Here is a 17,422-nt window from a genome sequence, read left to right as displayed (position 1 = left end):
ACGGTGTCGCGACGTCAAGGGCGAGCAGGTCCGATTTGCCCGCAACACCCCGCGACGCGAGAGGGGAGGGCGACCGTGTCGGTGCCCCGGCGTACCCGGCTCGACCCGGACGCCCGCCGCGCCCAGCTGGTCGAGCTGGGCGTGCAGGCGCTGTCGAAGGCCAGCCTGTACGACATCAACCTGGACGAGATCGCCGCCGCGGCGGGCATCTCCCGGTCACTGCTGTTCCACTACTTCGGCTCCAAACGGCGCTTCCAGCTCGCCGTGGTGCAGGCCGCGGCCGCCGGGCTGTTGCAGGGCACCGACCCCGACCCGGCGCTCCCGTCGGCGCGGCAGCTGCGTGCCTCGATCGAGGATTCGGTCGACTACGTCTCGTCCCGGCGCGAGGTGTACCTGTCCCTGGTGCGCGGCGCGGCCAGCGGGGACGCCGCCATGCAGGAGATCTTCGACCGGACCCGCGGCGCGCTGGTCGACCGGATCATGGCCGGCATCGCCGAACTCGGCGGCGACCCCGACGATGCGCTGCTACCGATCGCGGTCCGTTCCTGGTTGGCCTTCACCGAGGAGGCCATCATCTCCTGGATCCCCGGCGGCCCGGTGTCGCGGGAGCGGCTGACCGCGTTCCTGGAGTCGTCGTTCTACCGGGCCGTGCTGGGCTGACCGAGCGGAGGCTGACCGGGCGGAGGCTGACCGGGCGGAGGCTGACCGGGCGGAGGCTGACCGGGCGGAGGCTGACCGGGCGGAGGCTGACCGAGCAGAGGTGGTGTTGTGCGGTCCTTTGCTCTGCGCACACCAGTGCACCACGGCTGGTGCGTATATGTGCGCAGAGCCGGCTCTGCGCACATATACGCATCGTGGGTCAGCGGGCGTCGACGCGGGCGCCGCGCAGCAGCGGCCCCCACAGCAGGTCGGTGATGTCGCCGAGGTCGGTGACGTTGCGGCCGGTGGCGGCGGCGACGAGCGGATCGACCACGGCACGTTCCTCGGCGGTACCCGCGTAGCCCATCTCGACGCTGCCGGTGCCGCCGCCCTGGCCGAACGAGTCCGGCGGCACGTCCTTGCCGCGCACGATCGGCACCTGCGGCAGCCCGCTCACCACACCGCCGTGGTCGGCGCTCCGGTCGTACCCGTCGTCGATGGGCGCCTCCGGCGCCGGCACCGGTGGATGGTCCGGCAGACCCCAGCACTTCGGGCCGAGGTCGGCCAGGTTGACCGGCTCGTCGCCCGGCAGGTACTTGCCCGAGTCGCGGGTGATCTCCAGGGTGATGTGCAGCCGGCCGGTGTCGAAGGCACCTTCGATGTTGGGCTGCAGCTTCACCGCGGCGGCGGTCAGGCACGGGTACTCGGGTGCGTACTCGGCGAGCACCCACAGCAGCGGCCGGCTGAGGTGGCCGAGCTGGATCAGCCGGCCCTCGTGCCGCTGCAGGAACGGCGTCGCGGTGTCGGCCAGTCCGGTCGTCTCGGACCAGAACTCGGACAGCGCGGCACGCTGCTCGGAGACCGTCGACGCGGTCACCGTCAGGTTGGCCAGTACCGCCATCAGATCCGGCAGCGCCCCGGTGTACGTGTCGAGCACGTCGGCGAGCTTGCGCACGTCCGCGCGGATCGTGGGCAGGTTGGCGTTCAGCACCGTCAGGTACCGGTCGAGCGTGACCAGGGTGTCGCCGAGTTGCGCGCCGCGGCCCCGCAGCGCCGTGGCCAGCGCGGTCAGCGTCGCCGACACCTTCTCCGGCGGTACCGCCTGGAGCAGCGGCAGCGCGGCGTTCAACACGCGTTCCAGCTCCACCGCCGAGGCCGACCGGTCCTGGTGCACCACCGCGCCGGCCGCGATCGGGGTACCGGAGGGATGTGCCGGCGCGGCGAGCGACACGTACTTCTCCCCGAACAGCGTCTTGGGCAGCATCGAGGCGGACACGTTGGACGGGATCCGCGGTACCGAGCCGGGGTCGAGCGCGACGGTCAGCCGGGCGGTGCGGCCGTCCGCGCCGATCTCGCGGACCTGTCCGACGACCACGCCGCGCAGCTTCACGTCGGCGTTGCGGTCCAGCTGCAGGCCGGTGTGATCGGTCAGTACGGTGACCATGACGGCGGGCGTGAACACCTTCCGGTACGCGCCGACGGAGACCGCCAGCAGCGCCACCACCAGCAGGACGAAGCACAGCCCGAGGAACGCCCGGCCGCCCGAGCCCCACGGTTTCGCCGCCGGCCACACGGTCACCCGCGTCTCGCCGACCAGATCGCCTTCCGGTTGCCTCGGGTCCACCCTGGACCACCACCCCTAGGTGTGCATTCGGTCGTCCCTCGATGCGTCCGATCCGACCGCCCCGGGCTGCGCGGGAACCGGGGCGGTCCGTGCTGCGTACAGGTCGTCGAGCTGCCGCGCGTACGCCGCGACGATGCGGTCTCGGCGCATCTTCAGCGACGGGGTGAGCAGCCCGTTCTGCTCGGTGAAGTCCTCGTCGAGCAGCCGGAACCGGCGGATCGACTCGGCCCGCGACACCGTGTCGTTGGCCCGGTCGATCGCGCGCTGCACCGCCGCCTCGACATCGCCGCCACGCTCGGCGAACCGTTGCGCCGCCTCGGGGTCCAGGGTGACCAGCGCCGCCACGTACGGCCGGTTGTCGCCGACCACCAGGCACTGGCTGACCAGCGGGTCGGCCCGTACCGCGTCCTCCAGCGGGCCGGGAGCCACGTTCTTGCCGCCGGTGGTCACCAGGATCTCCTTGGCCCGCCCGGTGATCGTCAGGTACCCGTCGTCGTCCAGCTCGCCGAGGTCGCCGGTGGCGAGGAAGCCGTCCGCGGTCACCGGTTCGTCGCCGCCCCAGTACCGGGCGAACACCTGCGGCCCGCGCACCAGCACCTCGCCGTGCTCGTCGACCCGCACGGTGGTACCGGGCAGCGGCCGGCCGACGCTGCCGAACCGGGGCGCCAGCGGCGGGTTGACGGTCGCGGCGGCGGTCGTCTCGGTCAGCCCGTACCCCTCGTACACCACGATGCCGGCACCGGCGAAGAACAGCGCGAGGCGGCGGCCGAGCATCGCGCCGCCGCTGATGGCATACCGGACCCGGCCGCCCAGCGCCGCCCGGACCCGGCGGTACACCAGCAGGTCGTAGAGCGCGTGCGCGGCCCGCAACCGCAGCCCCGGCCCGCGCCCGGTGCCGTTGACCCGCCGCTCCAGCGCCGCGCCGTACGCGGTGGCGATCCGCGCCGCGCGGTCGAACGACGCGGCCCGGCCGAGGTCCTCCGCGGTGGCCCGAGCGGTGTGGAACACCTTCTCGAACACGTACGGCACGGCCAGCAGGAAGGTGGGCCGGAACGAGGCGAGGTCGGGCAGCAGCTCGGCCGGTTTGACGCTGGGGGAGTGGCCGACGCACACCTCGGCCCGCACGCAACCGACCTGGATCACCCGGCCGAACACGTGTGCCAGCGGCAGGAACAGCACGGTGCTCGCCGGGCGGCGGGACACCGCGCGAAACACCGGGTACAGCAGTTCGGTGGCGTTGTCCGCTTCCGCCATCAGGTTCGCGTGGGTGAGCACGCAGCCCTTCGGCCGTCCGGTGGTACCGGAGGTGTAGATGATCGTCGCCGCGTCGCCCGGCCCCACCGACGCCCGCCGGGCGTCCACCGTGGACCCGTCGACCGCGGTGCCGCGCCGGCGCAACTCGTCGAGCCCGCCCGAGTCCAGCTCGAACCGGTGGGCCAGCGCCGGCAATCCACCGCCGACGGCCGCATCGCTCCGGCCACCGGTGACAGCAGTCGACTCGCCCGCATCGGCGCTGGTCGTACGCCCGGCGGCGGTCACCGTCGCGGTGTGTCCGGCGGTCTCGGTGACGCAGCAGACCGCGCCCGAGTCGCGCAGGATCCAGGCCACCTGTGCAGCCGACGAGGTCGGATAGATCGGCACGCTGACCGCCGCCACCGAGGCGATCGCGTAGTCGAGCACCGCCCACTCGTACCGGTTGCGCGACATCAGCGCCACCCGGTCGCCGGGCCGGACGCCGATCGCGACCAGGCCGGCCGCGACAGCCCGTACCTCGGTGCCGAACCGCGCCGCGGTCACGTCGGCCCAGCCCGAGCCGGTGCGGCGGCGAAACAGCACCAGCTGCGGTGCGCGGGCGGCGGTGGCGTACACGCTGTCGGCGAGACCGCCCGCGCTCGGCGGATCGACCAGCGCCGGGATACCGTACTCCGCCACCATCACGCCACCTCTTAACGCGCCGCCGTCCGCCGGGCCGGGCGCTTGCGGGCCGGCGCCGGCCGTTCCAGCAGGGCGACCACGCCCTGCCCGCCGGCCGCGCAGATCGAGATCAGGCCGCGTCTCGCGCCCCGCTCGTGCAGCAGTCGGGCCGTGGTGGCGACGATCCGGGCCCCGGTCGCGGCGAACGGGTGCCCGGTCGCGAGCGACGATCCGGCCACGTTGAGCCGATCGCGGTCCAGCTCGCCGAACGCGCCGGGCAACCCCAGGCGTTGCCGGCCGAACTCCGGGTCGCGCCACGCCGCCAGGGTGGCGAGTACCTGCGAGGCGAACGCCTCGTGCAGCTCGAACAGGTCGATGTCGTCGAGGGTGAGCCCGTTGCGCGCCAACAGCTTCGGCACCAGGTACACCGGGGTGGTGAGCAGCCCGTCGTCGCCGTGCACGAAGTCGACCGCGCCGCTGGCCGCGTCGACCAGATGGGCGAGCACCGGGATCCGGTGCCGCTTCGCCCACTCGTCGGAGCCGAGCAGCACCGCGGCGGCGCCGTCGGACAGCGGGGTGGAGTTGCCGGCGGTCATCGTGTCCGACCCGAACACGGTCCGCAGGCCGGCCAGCGTCTCGACGCTCGCGTCCGGACGCAGGATCTCGTCCTGCCGCAGCCCCAGGTAGGGCGTCACTTCATGGTCGAACAGCCCCGCCCGGTACGCCGCGGCCAGGTTGCGGTGGCTCGCTGCGGCGAGCTCGTCCTGCTCGGTGCGGCCGATCTGCCAGTGCCGGGCGGTGCGCGCGGCGTGCTCGCCCATCGACAGGCCGGTACGCGGCTCGGCGTTGCGCGGGATCGCCGGCACGATCTGCCCCGGCCGCAGCCCGGTCAGCGCGCGTGCCTTGCCGAGCACCCCGCGGGCCCGGTTGGCGGCGAGCAGCACCTCGCGCAGGTCGTCGTTGAGCTCGATCGGCACGTTCGAGGTGGTGTCGGTGCCGCAGGCGACGCCGGCCTCCGCCTGGCCCAGCTCGATCTTGTTGGCCACCGCGACGGCCGCCTCCAGGCTGGTCGTGCAGGCCCGTTGCAGGTCGTACGCCGGGGTCGTCGGGTCGAGGCGGGAGCCGAGCACCGCCTCCCGGGTGAGGTTGAAGTCGCGGCTGTGCTTGAGCACCGCGCCGCCGACCACCTCGTCGAGCCGCTCACCGGCCAGCCCGAACCGGGCCACCAGCCCGTCCAGCGCGGCGGTGAGCATGTCCTGGTTGGTTGCGGTGGCATAGTGCCCGTTCGCCTTGGCGAACGGGATGCGGTTGCCGCCGAGCACGCCGACCCTCACGGCGCAGACCATACTTGCGGGTAGACTTACTCGCAAGTAAGGATGTCGGCATGGTCGACCGATATCAGCGCTTCACCTCCGCCGGTCCCGGCCGGGCGATCGCCCGGCGCCTCGGCCTGCCGCGCCCCGCGGTGCTGCCCCGCCGCGACCCGCAGCGGCCGGCCGAGGTGCCGGGGCCGATCGTGCTCGGCGGCGGCGAGAGCCCCGTCGCCACCGCCGGTGGCGGTCCCGATTCCGGTGCGGCCGGTAGCGCCGCAACCGAACCCGGTTCCGCGGCCGGTAGCGCCGCAACCGAAGCCGGTGCCGGTTCCGCGGCCGGCGACGGCACCGATCGTCCCGCGGCCAGCGGTGCCGGGGAGCTGGCGGACGCCGTGCGTGTCGCGCTCGCCGGCACCGGCGTCGAGTTCGTGGCCTCCGCCGAACACCCCGCGGCGCTGGTGTACGACGCGTCCGCGATCACCGACGCCACCGCGCTGGGTGGCCTTCGGGAGTTCCTCGGGCCGCGGGTGCGGTCGCTGCGCACCGGCGGTCGGATACTGATACTCGGCCGCCCGCCCGCCGAGGCCCCCGACGTCGCGTCGCACCTGGCCCGCCGCGCGTTGACCGGATTCGTGCGGTCGCTGGGCAAGGAGGTCGGCCGCGGCGCCACCGTCTCGCTGCTGCGCGTCGCCGCCGGTGCGGAGTCCTCGATGGGCAGCACGCTGCGGTTCCTGCTGTCACCGCGCTCGGCGTACGTGTCCGGTCAGGTCGTCGACGTCGGCCCGGCACCCGCCGGCGGCACCGTCGATGCCGAACGGCCGCTGGCCGGCCGGACGGCGCTGGTCACCGGTGCGGCGCAGGGGATCGGCGCGGCGATCGCGGAGACGCTCGCCGCCGACGGCGCCACCGTGGTCTGCCTGGACGTACCGGCGCAGGGCGAGGCACTGGCGGCGGTCGCGAACCGGGTCGGCGGCAGCTCGCTGCACCTGGACATCACCGCGCCGACCGCGCCGCGCGAACTCGTCGCGTACCTGACCCAGCGGTACGACGGGGTCGACATCGTGGTGCACAACGCCGGCGTGCTGCGGGACCGGACGCTGGCGAAGATGACCGCTTCGGAGTGGGACACCGTGCTGTCGGTCAACCTGCTCGCGCCGCAGCGGCTCACCGCCGCGCTGCTGGAGGACCCGGCGGCGCTGCGCCCCGGCGCCCGGATCGTCTGCCTGTCCTCGCTCAACGGCATCGCCGGCGCGGCCGGCCAGACCAACTACGCCACCAGCAAGGCGGGCGTGATCGGCCTGGTCGAGGCGTACGCGGCGGTGCTCGCGCGGCGCGGCGGCACCATCAACGCGGTCGCGCCGGGTTTCATCGAGACCCGGATGACCGCGGGCATGCCGCTGGCGGTACGGGAGGTCGGGCGGCGCGCCAACAGCCTCGCCCAGGGTGGCCTGCCGGTCGACGTCGCGGAGGCGGTGAGCTGGCTCGCCGCGCCGGACTCGGGCGGCATCACCGGCCAGACCATCCGGGTCTGCGGGCAGAGCCTGCTCGGTGCCTGACCGCCAGCCGCAGCAGGTCACCAGCCGCCGAAGGCGCCAGCGACGGGACCCGTCGCCTGCTGGAGAAGGGAACGCGCGATGGGACTCGCCGCCTCGTACCTGCGCGGGCTGCTGCCCCGGCCGGCCGCCACGACCGCGCCGGCCACGGTGGTGCGCCGGGACGACGTCCGGATCGACCCGGCGCACCTGTTGCGCTACGCCCGGGTCTGCGGCTGCACCCTGACCGGGCCGGTGCCGCCGGCCTACCCGCACCTGCTCGGTTTCGCGCCCGCGCTGGCGCTGATGGCCGGCCGCGACTTCCCGTTCCGGCTGCCCGGGCTGGTGCACACCCGACAGGTGTTCACCTGGTACCGCCCGGTCGAGGTCGACGAGGTCCTCGACGTCGAGGTGTCCGCGGCGAACCTCGCGGCGCACCACCGCGGCGCCACCATCGACGTACTCACCCGGGTACGCGCCGGCGGCGACGAGGTCTGGCTCGGCCGCTCCACCTACCTGAGCCGATCCGTCCGGCTCCGGTCCACGGTGGACGCTCCGGCCGCACCCGACGGCGAGCCGCTGCCGGCGGAGGCCTGGTGGCGGCTGCCGGCCGGACTGGGCCGGCGGTACGCGGCGGTGTCCGGTGACCGCAACCCGATTCACCTGTCCGCGGTGACCGCCCGGCCGTTCGGCTTTCGTACCGCGATCGCGCACGGCATGTGGTCCGCGGCGCGCTGCCTGGCGGCGCTGGGGGGACGGCTGCCCGAGCGCGGCGAGGCCACCGTGTGGTTCCGCCGTCCGGTACGGCTGCCCGGCCGGGTCGGCTTCGGCGCCCGGATCGGCGCCGACGCGATCACGTTCACCCTGACCGATCCGGCCGACCGGTTGCTGCTGTCGGGGCAGGTCACCGCGCCGCGCTGAGGCACGGGGCGGTGACCGTCACCGCGCCGCACCGCGGCCGGCGTACCGTCGCGGCGAGTGCCACCATGCCGGCCCGTGACCGGCGCGCCGCGGGCGGCGTACCGTCGTGCGGGTCAGCGGGGGCGGGGCCAGTGGGTGCCGCGGAGCAGGTTGTCCAGGCCGAGCCAGGCGAAGTTCATCAGCCGGGCGCTGGTGACGTCGGGGTTCTCGTCGGGCCGGGTCACCGACCAGTCGGCGAGCGCCTCGCAGGCGCCGATCAGGCTGTGTGCCAACGCACCGAGATCGTCGGCGGTGGGCCGCCGCCGGCCGCGCGGATGGCGCTCGGCGACGGCCCGCTCGATCAGTACCGTGACGAACTCGACGATGGCCGACCGCAGCGCGGCGACCTCGCCGGCGAACGGTTCGCCGTGCGCCGGTGCCTGCTGGTGCAGCACCCGCCAGGCGTCCCGGTGCTGCGCGACGACGGCGAAGAAGGCACTCAGCCTGTACCAGAGGGCGCGGTCGGGTGGCAGGTCGGCGCCGTGCTCGTCGTCGAGCGCGGAGACGATCGCGGTGCGCACCCGGTCGGCCTCGCGCCGGATGCAGGCGAGGAACAGCTCTTCCTTGCTGCCCAGGTAGAGGTAGAGCATCGGTTTGGAGATGCCGGCGCGCTCGGCGACCTCGTCCATCGACGCGGCGTGGAATCCCTGCCGGGCGAACACGACCACCGCCGCGTCCATCATCTGCTGCTCGCGCACCGCGCGCGGCAGCCGCTTGCGCCTGGTGGTCGCCTCCCCGCTCACCCTTGCCACCTTAGCGGTCCGACCACTAACCTTACTCCGAAGTAGGGTTACTTGTGAGTAAGTGGGGAGAGATCGATGGTGCTGGATCTGTCCACGGTGGACTTCGCGGGCATGACACCGGACGAGTTCGCCCGGATGGTCAAGCAGGCGTCCAAGGGCGAGCTGGAGGCCGCGATGAGCGGGCCGCACCGGCGCGCGGTGCTGGACGAGGTGTTCGGCCGGATGTCCAGCCGGCTGCGCGCCGAGCGGGCCGGCACCCTGTCCGCGGTGATCCGGTGGACCATCACCGGCGACCCGGACGACGAGTACGAGCAGGTCATCGACAACGGCACCTGCACCGTCGGGGCGCCCACCGACGCCAAGCCACGGCTGTCCATCAGCACCGACCCGGTCTCGTTCCTGAAACTGGTGTCCGGCAACGCGTCCGGCCCGGCGCTGTTCATGACCCGCAAGCTGAAGCTGGCCGGCGACCTCGCCCTCGGCGCCGGCCTCACGAGCTACTTCGACATCCCGAAGGCCTGATGCCCCGATGTTCTCGATGGAGCTGACCGAGGAGCAGCGCGACCTGCGCGACTGGGTGCACGGGTTCGCCGCCGACGTGGTGCGGCCCGCCGCCGCCGAGTGGGACGAGCGCGAAGAGACCCCGTGGGAGATCATCCGCGAGGCCGCGAAGATCGGGCTGTACGGGTTCGAGACGATCGCCGAGCTGTGGGCCGACCCGACCGGGCTGTCCATGCCGATCGCCAACGAGGAACTGTTCTGGGGCGACGGCGGCATCGGCATGTCCATCTTCGGTACCACCCTCGCGGTCGCCGGCATCTTCACCGCCGGCACCCCCGACCAGCTCGCCGAGTGGGTACCGGACTGCTTCGGCGACGCCGACGACCCGAGACTCGCCGCGTACTGCGTGTCCGAGCCGGAGGCGGGCAGCGACGTCGGCGCGATGCGTACCCGGGCGCGCTACGACCAGGCCAGCGACGAGTGGGTGATCAGCGGTCAGAAGGCGTGGATCACCAACGGCGGCATCGCCAACGTGCACGTCGTGATGGCCTCGGTCGATCCGGAGCTGGGCAGCCGCGGCCAGGCCGCCTTCGTGGTACCGCCGGGCACCGCCGGCGTGGTGTCCACCCGCAAGATCCGCAAGCACGGCCTGCACGCCTCGCACACCGCCGACGTGTTCTTCGACGACGTGCGGGTGCCCGGCCGCTGCGTCCTGGGCGGCAAGGAGAAGCTCGACGCCCGCCTGGCCCGGGCCCGGGAGGCGCGGGGCGAGCGCGGCCACGCGGCGTTCGGGACGTTCGAGATGAGCCGGCCGACCGTCGGCGCCCAGGCGATCGGCATCGCCCGCGCCGCCTACGAGTACGCGCTGGACTACGCCGGCACCCGGGAGCAGTTCGGCCGACCCATCGTCGACAACCAGGCGATCGCGTTCACCCTGGCGGACCTGCGTACCGAGATCGACGCGGCCCGGCTGCTGGTATGGCGGGCGGCCTGGATGGGGCGCAACGACAAGACGTTCGACGCCGCGCAGGGCTCGATGTCCAAGCTGAAGGCCGGCGACGTCGCGGTCTGGGCCACCGAGCGGGCGATCCAGATCCTCGGCGGCGCCGGCTACAGCCGGGAACACCCGGTCGAACGGATGCACCGGGACGCCAAGATCTACCAGATCTTCGAAGGCACCGCGGAGATCCAGCGGCTGGTCATCGCCCGCGCACTGACCGGCCGGCACATCCGCTGAGGCGCACCCGCCCGGCCGTCCCCGCGGCGTGTGCACCGCGGTGGCCCGGCGCACCAGCTGCGCACCGGGCCACCGGCCCCCGCGTCCTGCCCGGGTCAGCCCTGGGTGCGCCGGCGACGCGTCAGGACCAGCAGCGCGGTACCACCGCCGAGCAGCGCGACCGCGCCACCGGCGATCAGCCCCAGCGAGGTACCGGTCACCGGCAGGCTGCCGGAGCCGCCGCCGTTGCCGGCCGGGGTGAGGGACGGCTGCGCCGAGGCGGACGACGACGGCGCGGTGCTGCCGGACTGCGACGGCGACGCGGACGGCGACGTCGGCTGATCGCTCGGCGCCTGCGACGGCGACTCGGACGGCGAGCTGCTGGGCGAGGTCGACGGCGGGCACGGCTTGCAGCCGGTGATGTCGCCCGCGTCCGCGTCGGTACCGTCACCGTTGGTCGAGGCGTCGGTCCAGGTCTGCCCGCCGCAGCTGTCGGTGTGGTACGTCCACTGGTAGGCGCCGCCGGTGACCTGGGCGTCGGGCCCGAAGTAGAGCTTCGGCCAGTCCGACGTCGACGCCGGCATGCCCGGGCAGTCGGTACCGCGGTCGCCGGTGCCGTGCACGTCGCACGCGTAGTCGTACCGGTTGCCGACGCCCTTGGTCGACGGCGGCGTCGCGCTGTGAACGGTCAGCGTGTAGTCGCCGGTCACGGTACCCTTCACGCCGCGCACCCGGTCGCCCTCGTGGGGTGAGTTCGCCGCCCCGCCGATGGTGGCGAAGGTGCCCTGGTCGTGCAGCTGCACGGTCCAGGTGCCGTCGGTGTCGCCCGAGGTGATGGTGACCGACCGGTGCAGGTTCAGCCGGGCCCAGTAGCCGTGGTGGCCGCTGTCGACGTCGTTGACGATGTGGATGGTGTCCTTGAACGTACTGCCGGTGTCGGCCAGCGCGGGCGCGGCGCCGGTGAGCGCGAGCGCGCCCCCCGCGAGCGCGCCGACGGTCAGGGTTCGAATCTTCAACGGACTCCCTTTCTGGTGAGAGTGCTTCACGGTCTGCATCGGGCTGGCCCGGTGCGCCGTATCAGCTACCAGGGAGTAGTGGCCGGTCGTCGGTGCCGGCCGCCGATCGGACCACCGGTGCCGTCCGATCGGACGAGAAGACCCCGCACCGCAGGTCGATCCGCCGCACCGCGCCGGCGTGCCCGGCATCAGCACGCGCCGTCGGCAGCGGGCTTCTGGGGCGTGTCTTCGTGGCCAGCCGCCCTGCTGCGTCGGGCCCGTTCGCCCGCTCGCGGCGTTGTCGGCACGGGCGCATACGACACCGGCATGCACCCGCACCTGCGCCTTGCGAGCGAACGAACGGACTCCGGCTCGCCCGGGCGGAGCCACGAAGACACGCCCTAGGCCAGGTCGGTCCAGTCGGGGGTGAAGGTGATGGCGGCGCGCAGCGCGTCGATGGTGGGCGGGTCGAGCTGCTGCGGGGTGTCGGCGAGGACGAACAGCTCGCCGTGCTCGCGTGCGAGTGCCCGGACGCCGGCGGGCAGCTCGCCGGCTCGGGAGTACACCGCGTGGTCGAGGTAGACCAGCCAGGACGACAGCGCGGCCAGGCTGTGCGGGTCGGTGGCCGCGGCGCCGGGGTGCTGCGGCCGGACGCGGCACCAGTCCGGCTGCCAGGCGTCGATGGCGACATCGAGCAGCCCGATCATCCGATCCCGCCGGTACAGGTCGGGCGCGTCGTCGGGCCGCGGGAGGGTCACCGCGAGGGTGTCGGGGACGTACGCGGAACCGGCGCCGCAGACGATCTCCACGATGGCGGCGCCGCGTTCGTCGTCCTGCCCGTTGTGCAGCAGCACGATCGAACCGAAGGTGCCCTCCGGATCGTCGTCCTGGCGACTCCGCTCGACCAGGGCGTGCATCGCCGCCGGGTCGAGGGCGACCGGCTGGTCGTCCTCGTCGTACCACCGGGCGAGGGTGCGGTCGGTCGCCGCGAGACCGCGCAGGAACCGGCCGAGCCGGTCGGCGCAGGACGCGAGGTCGTCGGTTCGGCCGCGGCACACGCCGTCGAGGGTCCAGGCGGCGGAACTCGGCTCGGCCCCCTCGGGCCAGCCGGACCGGTTCGCACTCATGTCACTCCTCGTCCGCGGTCGTGGTGCACGGCACGGGACGCGAACGCCCCGTGCCGTGCACGGTAGACGGTGCCGGCGCGCCCGGTCGGCTGCACCGGCCAGCCCGGGTGGATCAGGCCGCGTGCCGGCCCTGCCGGCGCCGCCGGAACAGGTACACCAGGGCGAAGCCGCTGGCCAGCAGCACCAGCCCGACCAGGATCGAGGACCACAGCGGGGTCCCGGTCACCGGCAGCACCGGGCCGCCACCGCCCTGCCCCTCCGGTGGCGGCGAGGCGCCACCGGAGTCCCGGGCGACGGTCACCGTGCCGCCGGCCCAGGTCGTGTCGTCGTCCGGATCCGTGGTCGGCTTGTCGATGGACTTGTCGACCGTCTTCGGCAGCTGCGGATGCTTCGCGGCGAACTGCTGCTGGGACACCGGCGCCGACGGCGCCCGGGAGAAGTCCACGCCACCGTAGTGGAACGAGTACGTCGTGCTCCCGACGACGATGCTGCCGGTGGTGGCGTCGTACTCCTTCAGGTACTGGTCGTAGATGTCCCGCGGGCTCCACGGCGTGCGGGACACCCACGGCCCGAGGATGCCCTGGTTGATCAGTCGCCGGTACATCGTGTCGTGCTTGGCGCTGACCTGCCGGTACCACTCGGCGGCGACCCGGCTGAGGTACACCCGCCGCAGCGTGGCGAACCGGCTGTCGCTGTTGATCGCCTGCTCGACCTTCGGCACCAGCAGCTGGCGCAGCACCCGCTGGTTGTAGTCGGCGCGGGCCTTGCTCTGGCCGGGGCAGGTCCGCTTACCGGTCTTGGGGTCGGTGGTGTAGAGCGTGGCGGTCCGCACCCGCAACGGCGCGTCCAGGATGTACAGCGAGCCGTTGGTCTGCCGCACGCTCGCCGGCTTCGGCGTGATCCACGCCCGGTACGACAGGCAGTGGTCCGAGTCCGGTCCGGCCAGGTAGATCTTGCGGAAGAACTCCGCCCCGGTCGGCGTGTCCGGGTTCTGCAGCCGGGTGAACTCCCGCTTGAGCTCCAGGTCGGAGGAGAGCAGGACCTTGCCGACGTCGGTCCGGGCCAGCTGCGGGTCGATGATCTTGTCCGGCTGGGCCGGGTTCAGGTTGACCCAGAACGTCGACGGCTGCAGTTCCAGCCAGACGAAGAACGCGTCCGACTGTTCCCGCGCCTGCTCCAGCGCCTTGCCACTGAGCGCACCGGTGCCGGAGTTGAACGAGTACTTGATGCCGCGGGCACCGTGCGAGTCGTCGGCGGACAGGTAGTTCAGTCGCACCGACGAGAGGTCGATCCCGCCCGGCTTGGCGGTCGGGATCGCGCCGCGCTGCACCCCGATGCCCTCCGGATCGGCCGGGCTGCCGGGCGCGTCGAACACCGAGGGGTTCTTCGGATCGGTGAAGTTCGATCGGATCCCCATCCGGCCGAGCTGACCGTTCATCTTCTGGTGCGCCGACTCCTCGGCGAAGTGCCAGTCGATCGGGGTCTTGGTCGGTCCGGCCGCGTCGACCTGCCGGGTCGCCTCCTTGAGCAGCTCGCGTCGCGCCTTGAGGTACTCGCCGTTCTTCTTCTGGTAGTCCAGCAGGTAGGCGTAGCGGGCGCCCTTGGCATCGACCAGCGCGCCGCGCGGCTTGCCGGGGCCGTTGTCGGCGTTCGGGTCGTACCCGTCGAACTCGACGCCGTCCCAGGTGCCGTCGGCGTTGCGCTTCGGGATCCAGGTGTCGATGTCGAACCCGGGGCTGTTCCGGGTCGCCGGCTTCGGCACCCAGTAGCCCATGTTCCCGTGGCCCTGGCTCTTGAACTGCTGCTCGTACTTCCATGCCTGGCTGCCCGGCTTCGGGCCGCCGGTCTTGTTCGGCGCGGCGTACCACTTGCCGGGGCCGCCGTCGGTGTCGGCCGCCGCGGCCGCGGCGGCCGGTGCCAGCAGCACCACGCACAACACCGCGACCAGGCCGGCCAGCAATCGGGCCAGCCGAGGCACCGGTGACCGGGCGCCGCGGCGTCTGCGCAGGTTGGCGCCGTGGGTCTGCACGTCCATGAATCCCCCATGCACGTCGTGAAACGGACGTGGATGTTGTATCAGGGCGATGCCAACCTGATCTTGTCAATAACGGCGCAAACGATGAAAGTGGTGGTGGGAAGGGTCGAACGGGGAGCGCGGCACGGATGATCGCTCACGCTGAGGCGCCGTCCGCCGTCCGCCGTACCCGTGGCCGCTCGGCGGCCGTGGCGGTCGGTGCTCGCTCGACCCGGGCCGCGTCAGCTGGCTGTCGGCCAGGCGCGCAGGGCCAGTGCGGCGACACGTTCGAGTTGCGGCCGGCCCACGCCGTCGCGCGCCGCCTGGGCGATGCCGCTCAGGGTGGTCATCAGGTACCGGCCGAGGGCGGTGGCGTCGGTGTCGGCGGGCAGCCGGCCGGCGGCGACGTCGGCCCGAATCTTCGCCGCGCACCCGGCGACCTTGGCGTTGCGCAGCTGCCGGAGCAGGTCGCGCACCTCGGCGTTGTCGGTGTTCGCGTCGCCGCTCGCGATCAGACAGCCGGTCGGCAGGCCGCGCCGGGTGTAGCGCTGGGGCCCCTCGTGCAGCACCCGTGCCGCTGCGTCGCGCGCGGTCGGCTCCTCGGCCAGGGCCCGGTCGATGAACTGCCCGTACCGGGTGTCGTAGCGCCGCAGCGCCTCGGCGAACAGCTGCTGCTTGTCGCCGAAGGCGTGGTAGAGGCTGGGCGCGCCGATGCCGAGTTCGCTGGTCAGGTCGCGGATCGAGGTGGCCTCGTAACCGCGCCGCCAGAACAGCCGGACCGCCTGGTCCAGCGCTGCGTCCCGGTCGAACGAGCGGGGCCGCCCGCGTCCTGCCGTCGCCATGGCCACCATTCTATAACGTTCGCTAGATAATGTGCTAGCGTCTCGCTCTGTAACGATCGCTAGAGAAAGGGGCGGGCCGATGGGCAGGTTGACGGGGCGCACCGCGCTGGTGACCGGAGCCGGCCGGGGGATCGGCCGGGCGATCGCGCGGCGGCTGGCCGCCGACGGCGCCCGGGTCGGCGTGCACTACGGGACGAGCGCCGACGCGGCGGCACAGACCGTCGCGGTGATCGAGGCGGCCGGCGGGCAGGCGTTCCGCCTCGGCGCCGAACTCGGCGTGCCCGGCGACGCCGCGGCCCTGTGGGCGGCGTACGACCGCCACGCCGACGGGGTGGACATCCTGGTCAACAACGCCGGCGTGCTGGGCGGCCGGACGCCGTACGAGCAGGTCGACGACGCGGCGTACGACCACGTGTTCGCGGTCAACACCAAGGCGCCGTTCTTCCTGATCCAACAGGGCCTGTCCCGGCTGCGGGACGGCGGGCGGATCGTCAACGTGTCGACCCGGTTCACCCACGGCGCCCGCAACCCGGACCTGCTCGCCTACTCGATGTCCAAGGCGGCGCTGGACGCCCTGACCGCCACCCTGGCCAAGCAGCTCGGCCCCCGCGGCATCACCGTCAACGCGGTCGGCCCCGGCGCCACCGACACCGACATGAACGCCGCCCGGCTCGGGACCGAGCAGGGCCGGGCCCAGATCGCCGCACTGTCACCGTTGGGTCGGGTCGCGGCGCCGGCCGAGGTCGCCGACATCGTCGCGTTCCTCGCCTCGCCGGACGCGCGCTGGGTCACCGGCCAGTGGATCGACGCGAGCGGCGGATCGCTGCTCTGACCGGTACCGCGCCGATCACGCCGTGACGGTACCGACCCGTACCGTGGTGTGGTCCGGTGGCGCGGGCCCACTCCGTGGGCCGGGGCGGCGGTGTGATCGGTGGTACGGAAGCATGTCCGGCGTGTCCACCCAGCAGCGGCCCCTCCGCCGCACCGCCCTCGTCGTCGCCGTCGTGCTGGTGCTCGCCGCGGCCGGGTGCGGGCCGACCGCCTCCGGTGCCGGGCTGGGGCCGAGCGGCTCGCCGAACGCGGTCGCCTTGGCGCAGTTGGCGAAGCTCACCGTCCGCGCCCCGGGCAGCATGGCCGGGTACCGCCGGGACCGGTACGGCCCGGCCTGGGCCGACGTGGACCACAACGGCTGCGACACCCGCGACGACGTGCTGGCCCGGGACCTGACCGCGGTGCGCCGGGACTCCGACGGCTGCACCGTGCTGTCCGGCAGCCTGCACGACCCGTACACCGGCCGTACCATCGCGTTCCGGCGTGGGGCGCGGACCTCGACGGCGGTGCAGATCGACCACCTGGTGCCGCTGGCGAACGCGTGGCGCACCGGGGCCCGCGGCTGGAGCGCCGACAAGCGGAAGCGGCTGGCCAACGATCCGGCCAACCTGGTCGCGGTCGACGGCCCGGCGAACGAGTCCAAGGGCGACCAGGACGCGTCCACCTGGCTGCCGCCCAACGTCGGCTACCGCTGCCGGTACGTGGCTGGTCAGGTGCGGGTGAAAGCGAACTACGGGCTGTGGGTGACCCCGGCGGAGCACGACGCGATCGCCCGGATCCTGCACGGCTGCGGCGCCGGCTCGGATCCGGGTGGCCCGGATCCGAGCGGCCCGGATCCGAGCGCCCCGGATCCGAGCGCCCCGGGTACGGGCGTGCCGAGCTCCGGCGCGACGTCGGCGGCACCGACCGTACATCCCGGATCCTGGTGTGGCACACCGGACGCGCGCGGCCGGACGGCCGGCGGCACCGCGATGGTGTGCACCGGCCCGGCCGGGGAGCGACCACGCTGGCGCACCGCGAACTGAGTGGTCCGGGTCGGTTCCGGCCGAGCGCGGGACGCCCTCCGGTCGGCGTCGGCGCAGGTCTGCGCGGGTAGCGCGGTCTTGTCGTACCGGCCGGCTATCGTGACGCCGCACGGGAAGCACGGCATCAGATCGGTGTCGGGTCGACA

15 protein-coding genes are annotated in these 17,422 nt (G+C 73.4%); 7 read left to right on the top strand and 8 right to left on the bottom strand.

All coding sequences use genetic code 11. The features are described 5' to 3' along the window. Window positions 1–75: 75 nt before the first annotated feature. Window positions 76–660, top strand: coding sequence for a TetR/AcrR family transcriptional regulator (locus tag Athai_RS20135; protein WP_203962935.1), 585 nt, complete (start codon window positions 76–78; stop codon window positions 658–660). Window positions 661–859: 199 nt separating this feature from the next. Here the strand turns inward: Athai_RS20135 and Athai_RS20130 are convergent, their stop codons facing one another. The 3 genes from Athai_RS20130 to Athai_RS20120 are packed head-to-tail and all read right to left on the bottom strand — an operon-like array spanning window position 860 to window position 5,511. Beyond that, window positions 860–2,263, bottom strand: coding sequence for an MCE family protein (locus Athai_RS20130; protein WP_203962934.1), 1,404 nt, complete (start codon window positions 2,261–2,263; stop codon window positions 860–862). Window positions 2,264–2,278: 15 nt separating this feature from the next. Continuing rightward, complete coding sequence (locus tag Athai_RS20125) at window positions 2,279–4,198, bottom strand: AMP-dependent synthetase/ligase (protein WP_203962933.1); 1,920 nt, start codon at window positions 4,196–4,198, stop codon at window positions 2,279–2,281. Between the two features lie 11 nt (window positions 4,199–4,209). Further along, the gene (locus Athai_RS20120) at window positions 4,210–5,511 is read right to left on the bottom strand and encodes an acetyl-CoA C-acetyltransferase (protein ID WP_420829793.1); all 1,302 of its coding nucleotides are present in this window, start codon (window positions 5,509–5,511) and stop codon (window positions 4,210–4,212) included. A 50-nt stretch (window positions 5,512–5,561) separates the two neighbouring features. On the opposite strand from Athai_RS20120, the gene Athai_RS20115 reads away from it, so the two are divergent. Both Athai_RS20115 and Athai_RS20110 read left to right on the top strand, forming a co-directional pair. After that, window positions 5,562–7,046, top strand: a complete 1,485-nt coding sequence (locus Athai_RS20115; RefSeq protein WP_203962931.1) for a 3-oxoacyl-ACP reductase — start codon at window positions 5,562–5,564, stop codon at window positions 7,044–7,046. Between the two features lie 78 nt (window positions 7,047–7,124). After that, a complete protein-coding gene (locus tag Athai_RS20110; protein ID WP_203962930.1) occupies window positions 7,125–7,943 on the top strand; it encodes a MaoC/PaaZ C-terminal domain-containing protein in 819 nt (272 codons plus the stop codon). Between the two features lie 113 nt (window positions 7,944–8,056). Here Athai_RS20110 and Athai_RS20105 read toward each other — a convergent pair whose 3' ends face one another. Beyond that, complete coding sequence (locus Athai_RS20105) at window positions 8,057–8,665, bottom strand: TetR/AcrR family transcriptional regulator (RefSeq protein ID WP_203965954.1); 609 nt, start codon at window positions 8,663–8,665, stop codon at window positions 8,057–8,059. Between the two features lie 135 nt (window positions 8,666–8,800). Between Athai_RS20105 and Athai_RS20100 the strand changes: the two genes are divergently transcribed. Both Athai_RS20100 and Athai_RS20095 read left to right on the top strand, forming a co-directional pair. Beyond that, window positions 8,801–9,247, top strand: a complete 447-nt coding sequence (locus tag Athai_RS20100; protein WP_203962929.1) for an SCP2 sterol-binding domain-containing protein — start codon at window positions 8,801–8,803, stop codon at window positions 9,245–9,247. Between the two features lie 7 nt (window positions 9,248–9,254). Next, entirely contained in the window at window positions 9,255–10,463 is a 1,209-nt protein-coding gene (locus tag Athai_RS20095; RefSeq protein ID WP_203962928.1) for an acyl-CoA dehydrogenase family protein, read from the top strand. Window positions 10,464–10,558: 95 nt separating this feature from the next. On the opposite strand, the gene Athai_RS20090 is transcribed toward Athai_RS20095, so the two are convergent. The 4 genes from Athai_RS20090 to Athai_RS20075 form a co-directional block, all read right to left on the bottom strand. After that, window positions 10,559–11,458 (bottom strand): hypothetical protein, encoded by a 900-nt coding sequence (locus Athai_RS20090; protein ID WP_203962927.1) that lies wholly within the window; start codon window positions 11,456–11,458, stop codon window positions 10,559–10,561. A 380-nt stretch (window positions 11,459–11,838) separates the two neighbouring features. Beyond that, a complete protein-coding gene (locus Athai_RS20085; RefSeq protein ID WP_203962926.1) occupies window positions 11,839–12,564 on the bottom strand; it encodes an Imm52 family immunity protein in 726 nt (241 codons plus the stop codon). Between the two features lie 112 nt (window positions 12,565–12,676). Then, window positions 12,677–14,599, bottom strand: coding sequence for a Tox-REase-5 domain-containing protein (locus Athai_RS20080; protein WP_203965951.1), 1,923 nt, complete (start codon window positions 14,597–14,599; stop codon window positions 12,677–12,679). Window positions 14,600–14,820: 221 nt separating this feature from the next. Next, window positions 14,821–15,420, bottom strand: a complete 600-nt coding sequence (locus Athai_RS20075; protein WP_203962925.1) for a TetR/AcrR family transcriptional regulator — start codon at window positions 15,418–15,420, stop codon at window positions 14,821–14,823. A 79-nt stretch (window positions 15,421–15,499) separates the two neighbouring features. Here Athai_RS20075 and Athai_RS20070 point away from each other — a divergent pair, with 79 nt between their 5' ends. Next, a complete protein-coding gene (locus Athai_RS20070; RefSeq protein WP_203962924.1) occupies window positions 15,500–16,252 on the top strand; it encodes an SDR family oxidoreductase in 753 nt (250 codons plus the stop codon). Between the two features lie 121 nt (window positions 16,253–16,373). Next, window positions 16,374–17,276, top strand: coding sequence for an HNH endonuclease family protein (locus Athai_RS20065; protein ID WP_203962923.1), 903 nt, complete (start codon window positions 16,374–16,376; stop codon window positions 17,274–17,276). Window positions 17,277–17,422 lie beyond the last annotated feature (146 nt).

Origin of the sequence: Actinocatenispora thailandica (genome assembly GCF_016865425.1) — a bacterium.
In the GTDB taxonomy this organism is placed as follows: Bacteria; Actinomycetota; Actinomycetes; order Mycobacteriales; family Micromonosporaceae; genus Actinocatenispora; species Actinocatenispora thailandica.
The sequence above is the reverse complement of the archived record's forward strand: the minus strand, read 5'-3'. Positions and strand labels throughout refer to the sequence as shown.